This window comes from Paracoccus sp. (in: a-proteobacteria) (assembly GCF_047973135.1).
Classification (GTDB): domain Bacteria; phylum Pseudomonadota; class Alphaproteobacteria; order Rhodobacterales; family Rhodobacteraceae; genus Paracoccus.
Genome location: NZ_JBKEBL010000170.1, coordinates 1 through 17,016, shown reverse-complemented (window position 1 = coordinate 17,016; position 17,016 = coordinate 1). Strand labels below are relative to the sequence as shown.

Annotated in this window: 16 protein-coding genes and 2 pseudogenes; 6 read left to right on the top strand and 12 right to left on the bottom strand. The window is 62.7% G+C overall.

From position 1 onward, the window contains the following. The 5 genes from ACK5L9_RS13040 to ACK5L9_RS13020 all read right to left on the bottom strand — a co-directional run. On the bottom strand, positions 1–665 hold a 665-nt coding region (locus tag ACK5L9_RS13040; RefSeq protein WP_416911893.1), incomplete at its 3' end, for an ABC transporter ATP-binding protein. After that, complete coding sequence (locus ACK5L9_RS13035) at positions 652–1,437, bottom strand: ABC transporter ATP-binding protein (protein ID WP_416911892.1); 786 nt, start codon at positions 1,435–1,437, stop codon at positions 652–654. The genes ACK5L9_RS13035 and ACK5L9_RS13040, both read right to left, overlap by 14 nt. Continuing rightward, entirely contained in the window at positions 1,434–2,390 is a 957-nt protein-coding gene (locus tag ACK5L9_RS13030; protein WP_416911895.1) for a branched-chain amino acid ABC transporter permease, read from the bottom strand. The genes ACK5L9_RS13035 and ACK5L9_RS13030 overlap by 4 nt, the downstream gene beginning before the upstream one ends. Beyond that, positions 2,390–3,262, bottom strand: coding sequence for a branched-chain amino acid ABC transporter permease (locus tag ACK5L9_RS13025; protein ID WP_416911891.1), 873 nt, complete (start codon positions 3,260–3,262; stop codon positions 2,390–2,392). Before ACK5L9_RS13025 ends, ACK5L9_RS13030 begins: the two co-directional genes overlap by 1 nt. 61 nt (positions 3,263–3,323) lie before the next feature. Further along, positions 3,324–4,472: an ABC transporter substrate-binding protein gene (locus ACK5L9_RS13020; RefSeq protein WP_416911890.1), complete on the bottom strand. Its 1,149-nt coding sequence runs from the start codon at positions 4,470–4,472 to the stop codon at positions 3,324–3,326. A 287-nt stretch (positions 4,473–4,759) separates the two neighbouring features. On the opposite strand from ACK5L9_RS13020, the gene paaG reads away from it, so the two are divergent. From paaG to ACK5L9_RS12990, 6 genes are all read left to right on the top strand, one after another. Then, the gene (paaG, locus tag ACK5L9_RS13015; RefSeq protein ID WP_416911889.1) at positions 4,760–5,554 is read left to right on the top strand and encodes a 2-(1,2-epoxy-1,2-dihydrophenyl)acetyl-CoA isomerase PaaG; all 795 of its coding nucleotides are present in this window, start codon (positions 4,760–4,762) and stop codon (positions 5,552–5,554) included. 15 nt (positions 5,555–5,569) lie between these two features. Then, positions 5,570–6,001: a hydroxyphenylacetyl-CoA thioesterase PaaI gene (gene paaI, locus ACK5L9_RS13010; RefSeq protein WP_416911894.1), complete on the top strand. Its 432-nt coding sequence runs from the start codon at positions 5,570–5,572 to the stop codon at positions 5,999–6,001. Between the two features lie 32 nt (positions 6,002–6,033). Beyond that, positions 6,034–7,341, top strand: coding sequence for a phenylacetate--CoA ligase PaaK (gene paaK / locus ACK5L9_RS13005; protein ID WP_416911888.1), 1,308 nt, complete (start codon positions 6,034–6,036; stop codon positions 7,339–7,341). 90 nt (positions 7,342–7,431) lie between these two features. Further along, positions 7,432–8,031, top strand: coding sequence for a TetR/AcrR family transcriptional regulator (locus tag ACK5L9_RS13000; protein ID WP_416911887.1), 600 nt, complete (start codon positions 7,432–7,434; stop codon positions 8,029–8,031). Positions 8,032–8,440: 409 nt separating this feature from the next. Then, positions 8,441–9,319: a glycosyltransferase family 25 protein gene (locus ACK5L9_RS12995; protein WP_416911886.1), complete on the top strand. Its 879-nt coding sequence runs from the start codon at positions 8,441–8,443 to the stop codon at positions 9,317–9,319. A gap of 51 nt (positions 9,320–9,370) precedes the next feature. Next, positions 9,371–10,405: a polysaccharide pyruvyl transferase family protein gene (locus ACK5L9_RS12990; protein WP_416911885.1), complete on the top strand. Its 1,035-nt coding sequence runs from the start codon at positions 9,371–9,373 to the stop codon at positions 10,403–10,405. 23 nt (positions 10,406–10,428) lie between these two features. On the opposite strand, the gene ACK5L9_RS12985 is transcribed toward ACK5L9_RS12990, so the two are convergent. The 7 genes and pseudogenes from ACK5L9_RS12985 to paaC form a co-directional block, all read right to left on the bottom strand. Continuing rightward, positions 10,429–10,959 (bottom strand): hypothetical protein, encoded by a 531-nt coding sequence (locus ACK5L9_RS12985; protein ID WP_416911884.1) that lies wholly within the window; start codon positions 10,957–10,959, stop codon positions 10,429–10,431. A gap of 5 nt (positions 10,960–10,964) precedes the next feature. After that, complete coding sequence (locus ACK5L9_RS12980; RefSeq protein ID WP_416911883.1) at positions 10,965–11,861, bottom strand: pesticin C-terminus-like muramidase; 897 nt, start codon at positions 11,859–11,861, stop codon at positions 10,965–10,967. A 202-nt stretch (positions 11,862–12,063) separates the two neighbouring features. Then, the gene (gene paaZ / locus ACK5L9_RS12975; protein ID WP_416911882.1) at positions 12,064–14,133 is read right to left on the bottom strand and encodes a phenylacetic acid degradation bifunctional protein PaaZ; all 2,070 of its coding nucleotides are present in this window, start codon (positions 14,131–14,133) and stop codon (positions 12,064–12,066) included. Positions 14,134–14,145: 12 nt separating this feature from the next. After that, positions 14,146–14,907: a Phenylacetic acid catabolic protein gene (locus ACK5L9_RS12970; RefSeq protein WP_416911881.1), complete on the bottom strand. Its 762-nt coding sequence runs from the start codon at positions 14,905–14,907 to the stop codon at positions 14,146–14,148. After that, positions 14,897–15,967, bottom strand: a pseudogene (locus tag ACK5L9_RS12965) (2Fe-2S iron-sulfur cluster-binding protein). The gene ACK5L9_RS12970 and the pseudogene ACK5L9_RS12965 overlap by 11 nt, the downstream one beginning before the upstream one ends. Before the next feature lie 53 nt (positions 15,968–16,020). After that, the gene (paaD, locus tag ACK5L9_RS12960) at positions 16,021–16,533 is read right to left on the bottom strand and encodes a 1,2-phenylacetyl-CoA epoxidase subunit PaaD (protein WP_416911880.1); all 513 of its coding nucleotides are present in this window, start codon (positions 16,531–16,533) and stop codon (positions 16,021–16,023) included. A gap of 4 nt (positions 16,534–16,537) precedes the next feature. Next, a pseudogene (gene paaC / locus ACK5L9_RS12955) lies at positions 16,538–17,016 on the bottom strand (1,2-phenylacetyl-CoA epoxidase subunit PaaC); the annotation flags it as partial.

The window sequence follows — 17,016 nt, the reverse complement described above, 5'->3', positions numbered from 1 at the left end:
GCGATCAGTTCGGCGGCCTGGCCCTCCATCGTGATCCGGCCGGTTTCCATGACATAACCCCGGTCGGCGATCTTCTGCGCGCCAAAGGCGTTCTGTTCGACCAGCAGCACCGTCACACCGCGGTCCTTCAGCGCCGTCACCACCTCGAAGATCTGCGCGACCAGCAAGGGCGCAAGGCCCATCGACGGCTCGTCCAGCAGCAGGCACGAGGGGCGGCCCAGCAGCGCGCGGGCGATGGCCAGCATCTGCTGTTGCCCGCCCGACAGCCCGCCCGCCGCCAGATTGCGCTTTTCCTTCAGGATCGGGAACAGGCCAAAGGCCTCGGTCATGTCCTGATCGACGCGCTCATCGGTGAACAGGAACGCCCCCAGCCGCAGATTTTCCTCGACCGTCAGATTGGTGAAAATCTGCCGCCCCTCGGGCGATTGCGCCAGACCGCGCGACAGGCGGCGATGGGCGGGCACGGCGGACAGCGGTTCTCCGCGAAAAACGATATTGCCATCGCTGACCGGCTGGGTGCCCGACAGGCATTTCAGCAGCGTCGTCTTGCCCGCGCCATTTGCGCCGACCACTGTGACGATCTCGCCCGAATTTACGTGCAGGTCGATCCCGTGCAGCACCTCGATCCGGCCATAGCGCGACCGCAGCCCCTCAACCGTCAGCATGGGCGGCCTCCGTTTCCTCGGTGCCCAGATAGGCCGCGATCACATCGGGGTTGCGGCTGACCGTGGCCGGGTCGCCCTCGGCGATCTTTTCGCCGTGATCCAGTACGACGATATGGTTGGAAATCCGCATCACCATCTTCATGTCATGTTCGACCAGCAGGATTGCGATGCCCGACGCGGCCAGTTCCGCAATCAGGTTATCGATTTCCTCGGTCTCGACCGCGTTGCAGCCCGCTGCCGGTTCGTCCAGCAGCAGGATCTTGGGTGACAGCGCCAGCGCGCGGGCGATTTCCAGCCGTTTCAGCGCGCCATAGGACAGGCTGCCCGCCTCTTGCGCCTCGGCCTTGTCCAGCCGCACGCGGGCCAGCAGCTTGCGCCCGGCCTCTCGTGCCGCATTGGCCCGGCGATGCATCGAGGGCAGCGACAGCAGGTCGGCCAGCACCGATCCGCGTTCCTGCAAGTGGAACCCGGCCAGCACATTGTCCAGCACCGTCATTTCCTGAAAGATTTGCAGGTTCTGGAAGGTGCGCGAAAGCCCCATTTCGGCGAGCCTGTGCGGCGATGCGCCGGTGACGTCGCTGCCGGTCAGGTGGACCGTGCCACGCCCCGGCTGATAGACGCCGGAAATCATGTTGAACAGCGTCGTCTTGCCTGCCCCGTTCGGCCCGATGACCGACACGATCTCGCCCGGGCGGACCGAAAAGCTGACATCGTTCACGGCTTTCAGCCCGCCGAAGGTGATGCCAAGGCCCTTGACGTCCAGAAGGCTCATTCCTCCCTCCCCCGGATGCGGCGCGCGATCGAGGGCAACAGCCCCTGCGGCAGAAAGATCATCACAAGGATCATCACCGCCCCCAGCACCAGTTGTTCATATTCGGCGAATACGGTCAGCACCTGCGGCAGCAGCGTCAGGATCGCCGCGCCAAGCGTCGCCCCCAGAACCGAACCGACGCCCCCCAGAACCGCCATTGTCACCATTTCGATGGAATGCATGAAGCCCGCGACATCCGGCGTGATGAACCCGTTCTGCAAGGCCAGCAACGACCCCGCGACCGAGGCATAGACCGCCGAGATGACAAAGGCGCGCAGTTTTTGCCGGGCAACGTCGATGCCCACGGTCGAGGCCGCGACCTCGGATCCGTGCAGCGCACGCATGGCGCGGCCGGTGGGACTGTCGAACAGGTTCAGCGCGATCCATGCGCCGATCAGCAGCACGATGCCGCTGACGAAATACCAGAACTCGCCCCCCGAAACGCGCCAGCCCAGTTCACGCAGCAGCGCGCGCAGGCCCAGATCCTCGACCGACATGCCGTCGGGACCGCCGGTCAGCGCGCGTTCGTTGGTCAGCACCATCGACACGAGGATCCCGAACCCCAGCGTGGCAACCGCCAGGTAATAGCCCTTCAGCCGCAGGATCGGCCGCCCGATCAGCAGCGCCATCCCCCCCGAGATCACCGCGCCAAGGATCAGCGCCAGCCCCGGATGCAGGCCCAGATGCCCCGGCGCAAGCGCACAGGCATAGGCCCCTATCCCGGCGAAACCTGCATGGCCAAGGCTGATCTGCCCGGCATAGCCGATCAGGATCACCAGCCCCATCACCGACAGCGCGTTGACAAAGATCAGCGCGCCGACGCGAAAATAATAGCCGGACGGAAAAAAGAACGGCAGCACGACGATCAGCGCCGCCAGCACGCCCAGTTGCATCCATTTCCTGCGTGTTGCCATCATACCCGCTCCGTCGATTTCTTGCCGAAAATGCCCTGCGGCATCACGAACAGCACCGCGAGAATGACGATAAAGGCCACCGCGTCCTTGTATTGCGAACTGAGATAGCCTGCGGTCAGCGCCTCAAGCAGACCCAGCAGCAGCCCGCCGACCAGCGCGCCCTTGGGGTTGCCCATCCCGCCCAGCATGGCGGCGGCAAAGCCCTTGAGGGCAAGGCCGACGCCCACGTCATAGCTGACCAGCGTGATCGGCGTGACCAGAACGCCCGCCAACGCGCCGATGGCGGCTGACAGGCCGAAGGACAGGGTCATCACCCAGTTGGTGTTGATGCCGACCAATTGCGCGGCGATGCGGTTATTGGCGGTGGCCAGCACAGCCTTGCCGGTCAGCGTGCGGGTAAAGAACAGCCACAGCCCGGTGAACACCACCAGCGCGCCAAAGATCACCCACAGGCTTTGCGGCAGGATCGTCGCGCCCATGACGCGGATCGGCTGATCGCCCGAAAAGGCCGGAAACCGATGCAACTGCTTGTCAAAGACCAGTTGCGCCGCGCCCCGGATCAGGATCGATGCGCCGATGGTGATGATGATCAGCGACACGACGGGCGCGCCGCGCGCGGGTTCGATCGCCAGCTTGTTCAGCGCCACGCCGATGGCGGCAGTTATCAGGATCGCCAGAACCGCGGCCAGCGCCAGCGGCAGCCCGGCCTGAAAGGTGAAAACGGTGATCATCCCGCCCAGCATGACAAATTCGCCTTGCGCGAAATTCACCACGTCCGAGGCGTTATAGATGATCGTGAACCCCAGCGCGACCAGCGCATAGACCGCGCCGACCGTCACGCCGGAAAAGATGAATTGCAACAGGGCGTCCATGAGCTTCCTCAGACGTCAGGCAGAGGGAAAACCCGGCCGGAGGCTCCGGCCGGGCGCGTCATCAGTCAAGCTGTTTCCAGTCGCCGCCGGTGATTTCCAGCATCCGGAAAGCAGTCAGATCCAGGCCCAGATGATCCTCGGGCGTGAAGGTATAGGTGCCGGTGGTGCCGACAAAGCCCTTGGTTTCCTCAAGCGCGTCGCGGATCGCATCGGGGTCGTCGCCGCCCCCCGCGCGGGTGATCGCATCGGCCATCAGCGCCACCGCGTCATGGGCATAGCCCGCAAAGGTGGACGGATCCTGATTGTATTTGGCCTTGTAGGCGGTGGTATAGTCGGTGACGACCTTGTATTGCGGATCGTCCCCGGCCAGCAGATCGCCGATCAGCAGCGCGGTTCCGGGCAGATGCACGCCCTCGGCGGCCTCGGCCCCGGCCAGTTCGATAAAGGCGTTCGAGGCGACGCCGTGGCTTTGATACAGTGGAATGTCAAAGCCTAGCTGCGCGACATTGCGCGTCACGATGGCCGGCCCCTGCCCGAAACCCGGATTCAGAACCGCCTGCACGCCAGCAGTGTTGCGGATGCGGGTCAGTTGCGGGGTCATGTCGGCATCCTGCGGGCCATAGGTCTCGTCCGCGACGATTTCGATGCCGTGATTGCCTGCGACCTCTTTGCACTGGGCCTGCATCGACGCTCCGAACCCGTCCGTGCCGGAAATCATGCCGACCTTGCTGATGCCGCGCCCCTGCATGTCGGTAAAAATCTTTTCGCAGGCCATGCGGTCCGTGTGCGGCGTCTTGAAAACATATTCGCGTACAGGATCGATGATCGAAATCGCCCCGGCAAGCGAGATGAAGGGAATCCCCTCGTCCTGCGCCACATCCAGGATCGACATGGTGGTGCCCGTGGTCGAGCCGCCGATGATCGCCACGACCTCGTCATCCTCGACCAGGCGGGTGGCGAAGGTGCGCGCCTTGTTCGGATCGCCGCCGTCATCATACAGCGTCAGGGCGATTTCCTCGCCATTGATGCCGCCAGCCTCGTTGATCTGATCGACCATCATCTCGATGGTCTTGGCCTCCGGGTCGCCCAGAAACGCCGCCGGGCCACTGGCCGAAACGCTTGCGCCCAGCCGAATCTCGGCATGGGCCGCGCCGGTCAGCGCGCCAATCGCCAGAATCGTGGCAAGCGCCGTGCTGTTCATGATTTTCATCTTTGTCCTCCCAAGGGTCAGAAGCTTTTACTGCCGGTCCTGCCGCCTGACGGGCGGTCCTGCCGGATCATTTGCGGATTTTGTGCTGGGAATCGCGAGGAAAGCCGTCCAGTATTCACGCGCGCCCGATGCCTTTGCGGCCAGGTCCGGTCCGGCGCGATGCTTGCGCGTCATATCTGCCATGGTCTCCTCCCAGGACAATCTTCAACATATCATTGACCGACCGGACGGTTTATGCAACAGTATTTTTTAGGCACCCCCCGAAAACGGGGGTCTGGAGGGGAAACATGACGACATCCGACACGATACTGTCCAGCCTGGAACTGGGCGTGCTGAGGATCACCCTCAACCGCCCCGACAAGCTGAATTCCTTCAACGAGGACATGCATCTGGCGCTGCGCGCGCAGTTGCAGCAGGCGCATGACGACGACGCGGTGCGCGCGGTGCTGCTGACCGGATCGGGCCGGGGATTCTGCGCCGGGCAGGATCTGGGCGACCGCGATCCGCGCAAGGGCGGCCCGCGCCCCGATCTGGGACATACGATCGACACATATTACAATCCGGCCCTGCGGCTGATTCGGTCGCTGGACAAGCCGGTCATCTGCGCGGTGAATGGCGTGGCGGCGGGGGCCGGGGCCAATATCGCGCTGGCCTGCGACATCGTTCTGGCGGCGCGTTCGGCGAAATTCATCCAGGCATTTTCCAGGATCGGGCTGATCCCCGACGCTGGTGGTTCGTGGTCGCTGACCCGCATTCTGGGTGAACCCCGCGCCAAGGCGCTGGCCATGACAGCCGAACCTCTGCCCGCTGAAACCGCCGCCGACTGGGGCCTGATCTGGAAGGCCGTCGATGACGACGCCCTGATGCCCGAGGCGACGGCGCTGGCCGAAAAGCTGGCGGCGGGGCCGACTGTCGGACTGGGCCTGACCAAGCGACTGATCCAAGAGGCCACCACCGCCGATCTGGACAGCCATCTGGACCGCGAACGCGATTGCCAGCGTCAGGCGGGATTCAGCCAGGACTATGCCGAGGGTGTGACCGCCTTTTTCGAAAAGCGTCCCCCCGTGTTCAAGGGACAATAAATGACCGCCGATCAGATGACTCCGCAGCAACTTGCCGAAGCCTGCACCCGCATCATGTGGGACGATGACAACGCCTCACAGCGGCTGGGAATGGAACTGATCCATGTCGCGCCGGGCGAGGCGACGCTGACCATGACAGTGACCGGGCAGATGACCAATGGCCACGGCAACGCGCATGGCGGCTATCTGTTCGCGCTGGCCGACAGCGCCTTCGCCTTTGCCTGCAACACCTATAACCAGATGACCGTGGCGCAGCACTGCTCTGTCACCTATATCGCGCCGGGCGCACTTGGCGACCGGCTGACCGCCACCGCGCGCGAGGTGTCGCGCAAGGGGCGTTCGGGCATCTATGACGTCCGGGTGACGCGCGCCGACGGCGGCGTCATCGCCGAATTTCGCGGCCATTCACGCACCATCAACCGTACCTTTCTGCCCGCCACTGACTGACAGGGCCGAGTGATTTTTCGAGGGAGGAACCTATGAGAGACCTGACACCAACGCCCAAGGAACTGGACCCGATCGAAACCGCCTCGCGCGATGAAATCGCGGCGCTGCAATTTCACCGCATGAAGCGGTCGCTGAAACACGCATTCGAAAACTCGCCCTTTTACCGCAACCGCTTTATCGAACATGACGTTCATCCTGAAGACCTGAAATCGCTGGCGGATCTGGCGAATTTTCCTTTCACCACCAAGCAGGATCTGCGCGACACCTATCCCTTCGGAATGTTCGCCGTGCCGCAGTCGAAACTGGTGCGCATTCATGGTTCCTCGGGGACGACGGGTAAGCCGACTGTGGTGGGCTATACCGCCGATGACATCGACCACTGGGCAAACCTGATCGCGCGTTCGATCCGGGCTGCGGGCGGGCGGCCCGGCGACATGCTGCACAATGCCTATGGCTATGGCCTGTTCACCGGCGGGCTTGGCGCGCATTACGGTGCCGAACGGCTGGGTTGCACCGTGGTCCCCATCTCGGGCGGGATGACCGAGCGGCAGGTGACACTGATCAACGATTTCAAGCCGCGCCTGATCATGGTCACGCCCAGCTATATGCTGTCGATCCTCGATGAATTCCGCCGTCAGGGCCTCGACCCGCGCAAAAGCTCGCTTGAGGTCGGCATTTTTGGCGCCGAGCCATGGACCAACGCCATGCGCGAGGAAATCGAAGAAGCGTTCGACATGCACGCCGTCGATATTTATGGCCTCAGCGAGGTCATGGGTCCGGGCGTCGCGCAGGAATGCGTCGAGACCAAGGACGGGCTACATATCTGGGAAGATCATTTCTACCCCGAGATCATCGACCCGCAGACCGGCGCGGTCCTGCCCGACGGCGAGATGGGCGAGCTGGTCTTTACCACGCTGACCAAAGAGGGGTTGCCGATGGTGCGCTATCGCACCCGCGACCTGACCCGCCTGTTGCCAGGCACCGCGCGTTCGATGCGCCGGATCGAAAAGATCACCGGTCGCAGCGACGACATGATCATCCTGCGCGGCGTCAACGTCTTTCCGACCCAGGTCGAGGAACAGATCCTGAAATGCAAGGGTCTCGCCCCTCATTTCCATCTGGAACTGGTGCGCAAGGACCGCATGGACGCGATGATCGTGCATGTGGAATGCGCCCCCGGCCATGCCGCCGCGGATGCCCGCGCACAGTCGTCAAAGGAACTGGCCCATCACATCAAGTCGGTGATCGGAATTTCGACAAAGATCGAGATCCATGATCCAGCCGCCATCACCCGGTCCGAGGGCAAGGCAAGGCGTGTGATCGATAACCGCCCCAAATGACGCAGCCGCCAAGGCTGGCAAATCATGCGGGCCGGGGGTAAGCATTGCGCAACCCGCCCCGGCCCGCAAACGAAAGGTTAAGCCCCGCAAATGGCCCGGACCCGCGCCGTAGATTTCGAGGAAAAGCAGCATCAGCTTTTGCTGACGGCCGCGCGTGTCTTTGCCACGCAGGGGATGGACAAGGCGTCGATGTCGCAGATCGCGTCCGAGGCGGGCGTGTCGAAATCGCTGCTCTATCATTATTACCCGTCCAAGGACGCGCTGATCTTTGCGATCATCCACACCCATCTTGAGGAACTGGATCAGGTTCTGGAACGCGCCACCGATCCCGGACAGCGCCCGGCGCAGCGGCTGGAAACGCTGGTAGGTGCGGTGCTGCAAGCCTATCGCGGGGCGGATGACCAGCACAAGGTGCAACTGAACGCCGGCCCCGCCCTGTCCGACGAACAGAAGGCCCGCATCTTTCAGGTCGAACGCCGCATCGTCCAGCGCTTTTCGACGATCCTGCGCGAATTGCACCCCGAACTCGAACGCCCGGAACGCCCGCTGCTGACCCCCGTGACCATGTCGCTTTTCGGCATGATGAACTGGGTTTACATGTGGTTCCGCGACAGCGGCCCGATCAGCCGCGAGGATTACGCCAAGGTTGCCACTACCCTGATTCTGGAAGGCGTCAAGGCCGTCCGCTGACCGGTGGATTCAACAGGTCCGGCAAGAATTGGGGCGGCGCGCGCGCTTCGCGCGCAGCAAGCCTGCGGACGGAAATCCCGGAAACCGGATGCACCGGTGCGCGGCCAGCGGGGGGGCCGGGGGGCGCAGCGCCCCCGGCCGCCGCGGGACGCAAATTCGCGGCGTGGCGGCTGAGCAGCACGTGTCGGCAAGGCAGGTCAGCGCTCCGCTTGATGCCCCATGGCCGGGCGGCACATGGACCCGTAGCAGGTTACACTCCGGGGAAAGGTTATTCAGTCGGCCCCGTGACGTACGCCTGTACGGCGGATCATTCATGAATGACGAACTGGACGGTTCCGAATGAAGAGGATAATAGTCTAAACGTATCTGTTACGGACGCACTTCGCCGCAATCTGGTGATGGCGTCCTTATGTGTTTGTTAAAGGTGAGTGTTTTGAAATATCCGGTCTTTATCATCAATCTGGACCGCCAACCCGACCGAATGGAATTCATGAGCCGACAACTGGCGGCCTTGGCGATCAGGGCGCGGCGCGTTGCGGCCTTTGACGGCAGCGATCCTGAAAACCACGGGCGGCATTCTGCGGCATGGTATGCGCGACTGACCGCAGGAGAAATTGGCTGTTTCGAAAGCCATCGCAGGGTTTGGAATACGCTCGTCGATGAGGACATTCCTGCGGCGATCGTTCTTGAGGACGATATCGTTATCGCCTCTGACCTGCCGGAACTGGATTTCGACAAATTCGTCAGCCGGTCCGGCGATCTGCTCAAGCTGGACCAGAATAACCTGCTGGATTATACAAGCCTTTACGGCACGGCACAGTTGCCCTGCGGGCCGGGGCGGAACGCCATTCGCCTTCTGGGAATGGAATATTGCACCGGCGGGTATTTCATCACCCTGGCGGGTGCGCGGAAATTGCTTGCGCTGTCGGCGAAGTATTTCTCGCCGGTGGACCGCTTCATGTATGATCCGGATTCCAGGGCTTTCTGGCAACTCTCCATCTGGAAACTTGACAATCCCGCCGTGGTACAGACGCGCGCGATCTTTCCCGACATGTCAGAGGATGACAGCATCTCGGCACGCCGGGCCGCCCGGATCGAGAAAGAAAAAGCCAACAGTTTTATGCTTCAGACCGCAGTGCGGTTCCGCCGGCTGATTGATGGAGACATGCGCAGCACGCGCGAAGCACGCAAACAGCGTCTTACTGCGGAATTTGCCCGCCGGGAACCACCGGAAGAGCGGAAAATTCGCTTTAGTTCTCCATCGCTGTCTCATGTGCCAGAGTGGTAGGATGCGCCGAACAGGATGCGCATTGCCGTGACAGAATGGAAGGATACAGGAATGCAGGGCTTTGAACGGGATCTGCGGAAGCAGGCCGATATCTACAAGGGGATCATGCAGCCCCTGATCCCGGCTGACGGCCGTTTCGCGCTGCTGGATTTTCCCGACCATTTCAATATCGGCGACAGCATCATCTATCTGGGTGAACTGATAGCCCTGCAACAGCTTTCCCGGAACCGCCCCAGGATCGTTGGCAGCCTGACAACAGCGCCGCAGGATCTGCGCAGGAAAGATATGCCGGGAACGATCTTGCTGCATGGCGGGGGGAATTTCGGGGATATCTGGGCTGCGCATCAGGATTTCCGCTTGGCGGTTCTTGAACGTTTCCCGTCCCACCGGGTCGTGCAATTGCCACAATCCATCCATTTCTCCGATCCCGAAAAGCTGGAGCAGACGGCTCGGGCGATTGGTGCGCATCGGAATTTCACGCTGATGGTCCGGGACCGGAACGGGCTGGAACTTGCGCAGAAGCATTTCGATTGCGAAACCCTGCTTGTCCCTGACGCGGCCTGCATGCTGGGTGAAATCGCCCCGGTGGCGGATGCGCAGATCGATACGCTGGCCATGCTGCGCAATGACAGGGAAGGCCGGGGCGACAATGCGCGCGCCCATCTTCCACAGGATGCGGTCACAGAGGATTGGGTCAATGTTCAGGCCTGGGGCCTGCGGGAACGGATTTTCAACAAGGCGCTGATCCGGCATATGCCCGTCAGCAGCATCCGGATGCGCGCCACGGATCGTCTGTTCGAACACAGCGCCCGCAAAAGACTGGACGGGGGGGTCGCCCAGCTATCGCGGGCCAAGGTCGTGGTGACGGATCGTCTGCACGTGCATCTTTTGTGCTGCCTGATGCGAAAGCCGCATGTCGTTCTGGACAACCATTATGGCAAGATCGCCAATTACATGGACGCGTGGGAAGAAGCGAAGGGCACCATTCGCATTCAGAATGTCGCAGAGCTTCCCGAGGCGATCGGGCGCGCAAGGCGGTTTTATGGCGACATGTCCGGACCTGCCTCCGTTGCGGGGCAAAGTTGACGATCGCACGGCAGACCCGGCATTTACGGACAAGCGCTATAGTTCAGATCAACTGACCTCAACGCGACCTCACAATAGTTCCGTGCGCGCAGATCGCCGTAAAACATCGCCTGAATGTGCAATACGCCTGGCCGGTCATAATCCGATTTTGCAGCCTTGTCGGTCAGGCGGGCCACCGCCGCCTCGGACGATACGGCGACCAGATCCAGCCTGCGGGTCCATTCCGCGTCGCCGAAATCAATCTGGCGGCATTCATGACTGATCGTGACTGGCCCCAAATCCGCCATGCGCGTGGGGCCAGTCAACAACGGCCCCAGCGAGGACGCGAAGCTGGACAGATCCAGACGCGAGACGATGTCGAACGCGACCGCGCAACGCCGGGTCTGATCCTGCGTATCCACGATCTTTGCGACAAGTGCCTCGGTCTGGCACGCGACCAGTTGCTCATAGCGCTGCCTGTCCGTGGTGTGCGGCAGTTCGGTATCGGATAACAGATCGGCACAATCCGCAGTGGCTGCGCAGCTTGCCCACAGCATAAGAAAAACAGCGGCCAAAGCCCTCAAATTCCGTCCTCCAGATAATCGGCCTCGGCCCCGCGCCGGGTCGGATAACTGTCGCCGAAATCGCGCAGTTCGGCAATCAAGGCAGGCCAGTCCTGGTTCACCGCGTGGTTCCAGAAGTTCGGCGTCCGGCTTTCCAGATCGCCATACTGGAATGCCACCGACGCGATTACCGTTTGCGCGGCCTCGGGAAGTTCGGCGAAGGTCGGATCATCCGGCCCTATGGCATTGTTATAGCTGGTTTCAAGGCGGAACAAGGCATCCGCCTTGACGGCCCGGTCGATTTCGTTCGCCTCGGCGGCGGAAATGGTCAGAGACCGCGCTTCCAACGCATTCACCGCCTTTTGCTGCCTGAGGCCCGTATAGGGCGCAAGCTTCTCGACAAGCGGATTGTCCTTGCCGAACAGATCTTCAAGATCGCCGCGCGTCCGCTGCCCAAGGTCGAAGCCGGTGGCAATCGTGACCCCTGACTGTGATCCTTCGGGGTCCGGAACATAGCCGTCCAGTTGGCTGCCGCCCTCGAAGCCCGAAATCAGTTCCCAGTTGATCAAGGGTTGCCCCGTATCCGGCGGCTGACTTTCGGCACGCTTGCGTTCAAGCGCGCGGTGCTTTTTTTCCCGCGCTTTTCTTGTTTCGACTGCTTCTTCCAACTGGTCGCCCGCTGCGCCCGGCAGGCCTTCGGTTTCCGTGTCAGCCTCGGTTTGCTGTTGGAACCGCTGCCTTGCCGCCTGTCCTTCGGCGGCAAGCCCGCCCCGTGCTTCGGCGGTCAGGCTTTCGGGTGGCGGGGGCGGCAATTTCGATTTGGCAAGCGCCTTGCGCGAGGCGCCGGACAGGTCGTGCCGCACGGAATCGGGGCGGCTGGAAGGGGTGGTGATGCTGTTGATGTCGCTGGGCATGATAGCTGGCTCCATAAAATCAATGGGTTATAAATTGATTTGTCGCCAGCCTTGACGATCAGGATGCCGAAGCCATGGTATGCCTGTCAAATTCCGCGACCAAATGTCGCGGTTTCAGGCCAGAATCCGCCACAGTGAGGCCCGCAACAAAAAAAGCCCGGCGATTGCCGGGCCTTTCGGGGCCAGGTGACAGGCAACGCTTTTATGCGTATTCTTGCACCGGCCAGGTCTTGGCCACCATGGTCAGCACGTCATATTGCGCGACGACCTCGTCCTTCTGGTTGCTGACCCGGCAATCCCACCGGACCTCGCCATAGACGGCATTTTCGCGGGGGTTGATTTCCTTGCAGGTCAGTTGCACCTGAAGGCTGTCGCCGAAATAGACCGGCGTCAGGAAGCGCAGATTATCGACGCCGTAATTGGCCAGAACCGGGCCGGGATCTGGCCAGACGAACAGGCCCGCCGCGAAGGATGCGATCAGATAGCCATGGGCGACGCGATCCTCGAAGAAGGGATTGGCCTTCGCCGCCTCGCCGTTCATATGGGCATAGAACGTGTCGCCGGTGAATGTGGCGAAATGTTCGACATCTTCCAGCGTGACCTCGCGCCTTTCGGTCACGATCTGGTCGCCAATGCGCAATTCGGCCAGCGATTTGCGGAACGGATGCTGGTCGCCCCGCGCCGGTGCGCCCTGCACCCATTGCCCCGTCACCGCCGACAACAGACGCGGCGTGCCCTGCACCGCCGTTCGCTGCATGAAGTGCTTTACCCCGCGCATGCCGCCCATTTCCTCGCCTCCGCCCGCGCGCCCCGGCCCGCCATGGACCAGCGGTGCAAGGGGCGAGCCATGCCCGGTCGAGCTTTTGGCAGAGTCGCGGTTGCCGATATGCACCCGGCCATGGAATGAGGCGATGCCCAGAACCAGTTCGGCGGCGACATCGGTATCGTTGGTGAATACCGACGAGACCAGCGAACCCTTGCCCTTTTTCGCCAATGCTACGGCCTGATCCAGCCTGTCATAAGCCATGACCGTCGCGACCGGGCCAAAGGCCTCGATGTCGTGGGGGGCGGTGGCGGTCATCGGATCGGCACAGCGCAGAAGGACGGGGTTCAGGAACGCACCCTTGCCTGCATCGCCCGACGTGACCGTGACCTGATCGGGATCGCCGCAGACAATGTCAGCCTCGGCCGCGATCTGGCCGATCTTGTCCCGCACGCCCTGACGTTCGCCCAATGAGGCCAGCGCCCCCATCCGCGTGGCCTTGTCGCCCGGCAGACCCACCGCTGTTTTTGACAACGTATCCGACAGCGCCGCGATCAGTGCCTGTTCATGCGCGGCAGGCACGAGGATGCGGCGGATGGCGGTGCATTTCTGGCCCGCCTTGCTGGTCATCTCTTGCCGGATTTCCTTGACGAACAGGTCAAATTCCGGCGTGCCCGGCCCGGCATCGGGGCCAAGGATGGCGGCGTTCAGGCTGTCGGCCTCCATCGTGAAGCGGACCGAATTGGCGACGACGGCCGGGTGGCTGCGCAGCTTTTGCCCGGTCGAGGCGGAACCCGTGAACGTCACGACATCCTGTCCGGTCACGTGGTCCAGCATGTCGCCCACGCCGCCGCAGACCAGTTGCAGCGCACCATCTGGCAGGATGTTCATTTCCAGCATTCGGCGCACGACCAGTTCGGTCAGATAAGCCGTCTGCGAGGCCGGCTTGACCAGACAGGGCATGCCGCCGATCAGCGCGGGCGCGATCTTTTCCAGCATCCCCCAGACCGGAAAGTTGAAGGCGTTGATGTGAACCGCGATCCCCTGCAAGGGCGTCAGGATATGCTGCCCGACAAAGCTGCCATCGCGGGACAGGGCCTCGACCGGGCCTTCGGCCAGAACGCGGGTATTGGGCAATTCGCGCCGCGCCTTTGAGGCAAAGGTCAGCATCGTGCCGATGCCGCCCTCGATATCGGGCCAGGCGTCGCGGGCCGTGGCCCCGGTCGCCAGACTTTCGGCGTGAAATTCGTCCTTCATCTCCATCAGCTTCTGTCCGATGGCGCGCAGCATCAGGGCGCGTTCATGGATGGTGTGGCGACGCAGCGCCGCCCCGCCCGCCTCGCGGCCCCATTCCAGCGCGGCGGCGAAATCCAGCCCGTCGGACGAGATCACCGCATGGATATCCCCGGTTGCGGCATTGGCCAGCGGCTTGCCCTCGCCCGCGCCCTTGCGCCATGCGCCCTGCACATAGCTTTCCAGCCGCCGCGCCGTGCGTCCCGAATCCAGCATTGCCTTTCCCCCTTATACCAAGCCCAGAGGGGTCAGCGTCGCCCCCGCCTCGGCGCGCCATGCCTGACGCAAAGTCTCGTTATCCGTATGGCGCAGACCCAGAGCCTTCAGCCGTTCAAAGCTGGCGGATTTGGCCGGACCAAAGGTATCGGCCACGCGCGGCATCCAATAGGCGACCGAGGCCGCCGCCTGATCACTGCCATCCTGCGCGATCAGACGCTCCAGCCCGTCGCGGCCCAGCTCCATGTGGCGTTTCTCGCGCGGCAGGATATCGTGCAGCACTTCGGACAGGGGCTGATAGGAACAGCGCGCCATCTCGCCCACGGCATGCGCCGTTGCCAGACCCATCAGCACGTTCATCACCACCGCATCGGTCCAGCCGTCCAGCGGATATTGGAACACCGACAGCCGCATGTCACCGCCCTGACGCCGCGCATCGACCTGCGCATCGCGCGCGCCCCGCGCGGCCCAGTCATGGGCTTGTTCGTATTTCGCCCGGTCGGTACCGAATTCGACCATCAAATCCAGCACCCGGCCGGCGTGATCGGCCTTTTCCAGCGTGATCCGGCTGGCGGCAATACGCGACTGGATGCCCGGCGCCCAGTTGATCGCATTGGCAAAACCCGCCGATCCGGCCAGTTCGCTGTCCACGAAAGAGGACATCATCCGCAGCAACTCGGCGCGATAGCGCGGCGGAACATTGCCCGGCGAGGTCAGTTTACCGCCCCGCGCCAGATAATCGGCCAGCAGCATCGTGTCTGTGTCATTCGTCATAGCTGAGCACCACCTTGTCGGACAACGGGATGCACTGGCAGGACAGGACGTAACCGGCCCTGACCTCGTAATCCTCCAGCGCGTGATTGACTTCCATCTCGACCTCGCCCTCCAGCACCTTGGCACGGCAGGTCGAGCAGACCCCGGCCTTGCAGGAATAGGGCGCGTCCATGCTGTTTTCCAGCGCGGCATCCAGAACGAAACTGCCATCCTTGGGCATCTGGAACACGCGGGTCGCGCCGTCCAGCGTGACCGAAACCTCGCAGCTATTGGCGGAACTGGCGGCCTGCTGCGACTGGACACGCTTTTTCGCGCGGCCGGGCTGGGACGAGGCGAACAGCTCGAACTTGATCTGATCGTCGCGCAGCCCGTGCTTGCGCAGGCTTTCGGCGATGGTCAGCATCATCGGTTCCGGCCCACAGATAAAGGCGATATCGACGGAATCCGCGTCGATCCACATGCGGAACAGCATGTCCATCTTTTCGGCGTCGATCCGGCCCGTGAACAGGTCTATCTCTTGCCCCTCGCTTTCCAGGATATGCACGACTGAAAAGCGGCCCAGATAGCTGTTCTTCAGATCCTCCAGCTCCTCGCGGAACATGATCGAGCCGACCTGACGGTTGGAATAGACCAGCGTGAAGGTCGATTTCGGTTCGCGCGTCAGCACCGTCTTGATGATCGACAGGACCGGAGTACTGCCCGATCCGCCCGCGAAACCCAGATAGTTCCGGGCGGCGGTCGGGTCGATGGCGGTAAAGAACCGGCCCTGCGGTGGCATCGCGTCCAGCACGTCGCCGGGCTTCAGTTCCTCATTCGCCCAGGTCGAGAAGGCACCGCCATCGACGCGCTTGATGCCGACTTTCAGACAACCTTCGTCAAGCCCCGCGCAGATCTAATAAGAACGGCGCAGTTCCTCGCCGTCGAAATCTCGGCGGAAGGTCAGGTATTGTCCCTGCGTAAAGGCGAACGCCTCGGGGTCGCGGGGTTTCAGCGTGACCACCACGGCATCGCGGGTCTCCTTGCGGATATCGGTCACGTCTAGGGGATGGAATCGGGGCATGTTCGGCCTCCTGTCCGGACATCACGGGATATTTGGGGGCCGTCGGGCGGCCCTTAATGACATTTGAAATAGTCGAACGGCTCAAGGCAGGATTTGCAGCGATAGCTGGCCTTGCAGGGCGTCGAGCCGAACTGGCTGACCCGTTCCGTATCGGTCGATCCGCAGCGCGGGCATTCGATCACCAGATTCGAGCCGCCGGCCATCCGCGCCGCCCGCCCCGCCGTCCGCCCGTCCGATGCGGTGCCGTCCACCGGCGGGGCGATACCATAGGCGCGCAGCTTGTCACGCGCCTCGGGCGTCACCCAGTCGGTCGTCCAGGGCGGCGACAGGCGGCGTTCCAGACGCAGCTTGCCGATGCCCTTGCCGCGCAGATGGGCCTCGATCGCCAGATCGATCACCGCCGTTGCGGGGCAGCCGGAATAGGTCGGCGTCACCGCGACCAGCAACGTATCGCCGTCCCAACGGACCTCGCGGACGATGCCAAGTTCGGTCACGGACACAACCGGGATTTCCGGATCCGGCACTTCGGCCAGCCAGTCCCAGATTTGCTGCGTTTCGGGCTGCATCGGCTTACCAGCTTGCGCCGGGATAGGCGCGTTGCAGGAACTGCATTTCGGCCAGAACATAGCCCAGATGTTCGGTGTGCCGACCCTGCTTGCCACCCTTGTGGACGTCGAAACGCCCCTCGGGCCGCCTCAGCGTCGCCTCGTCCAGAATCTCGGATACGGTCTTGTCCCAGTGGGCGCGCAGATCGTCCAGCGCGGGCGCGATTCCGGCTGCCGTCACCGCCTCGTCCACGGCATCAGAGGTGAACATCTCGCCCGTATAAGGCCACAGCCGGTCCAGCGCGTCCTGCATCCGCCTGTGGCTTTCGGCCGATCCGTCCCCCAACCGCACGACCAGATCGGACGAGCGTTCAAGATGATAGCTGACTTCTTTCAGCGCGTTCGCCGCGATTTAGGCAATGCGCGGGCTGGCCGATTTCGTCAGCGCGGTCAGTATCTCGAAATGGAAGGCATCGAACAGAAATTCGCGCATCAGCGTGACGG

Coding starts and splice junctions, on each gene's coding strand:
- ACK5L9_RS13025 (WP_416911891.1), bottom strand. CDS start 3,262: ATGGACGCCCTGTTGCAATTCATCTTTTCCGGCGTGACGGTCGGCGCG.
- paaG (WP_416911889.1), top strand. CDS start 4,760: ATGACGACATCCGACACGATACTGTCCAGCCTGGAACTGGGCGTGCTG.
- paaI (WP_416911894.1), top strand. CDS start 5,570: ATGACTCCGCAGCAACTTGCCGAAGCCTGCACCCGCATCATGTGGGAC.
- ACK5L9_RS12970 (WP_416911881.1), bottom strand. CDS start 14,907: ATGACGAATGACACAGACACGATGCTGCTGGCCGATTATCTGGCGCGG.
- ACK5L9_RS13035 (WP_416911892.1), bottom strand. CDS start 1,437: ATGAGCCTTCTGGACGTCAAGGGCCTTGGCATCACCTTCGGCGGGCTG.
- paaZ (WP_416911882.1), bottom strand. CDS start 14,133: ATGCTGGATTCGGGACGCACGGCGCGGCGGCTGGAAAGCTATGTGCAG.
- paaK (WP_416911888.1), top strand. CDS start 6,034: ATGAGAGACCTGACACCAACGCCCAAGGAACTGGACCCGATCGAAACC.
- ACK5L9_RS13030 (WP_416911895.1), bottom strand. CDS start 2,390: ATGGCAACACGCAGGAAATGGATGCAACTGGGCGTGCTGGCGGCGCTG.
- ACK5L9_RS13020 (WP_416911890.1), bottom strand. CDS start 4,472: ATGAAAATCATGAACAGCACGGCGCTTGCCACGATTCTGGCGATTGGC.
- ACK5L9_RS13000 (WP_416911887.1), top strand. CDS start 7,432: ATGGCCCGGACCCGCGCCGTAGATTTCGAGGAAAAGCAGCATCAGCTT.
- paaD (WP_416911880.1), bottom strand. CDS start 16,533: ATGCAGCCCGAAACGCAGCAAATCTGGGACTGGCTGGCCGAAGTGCCG.
- ACK5L9_RS12995 (WP_416911886.1), top strand. CDS start 8,441: ATGTGTTTGTTAAAGGTGAGTGTTTTGAAATATCCGGTCTTTATCATC.
- ACK5L9_RS12990 (WP_416911885.1), top strand. CDS start 9,371: ATGCAGGGCTTTGAACGGGATCTGCGGAAGCAGGCCGATATCTACAAG.
- ACK5L9_RS12980 (WP_416911883.1), bottom strand. CDS start 11,861: ATGCCCAGCGACATCAACAGCATCACCACCCCTTCCAGCCGCCCCGAT.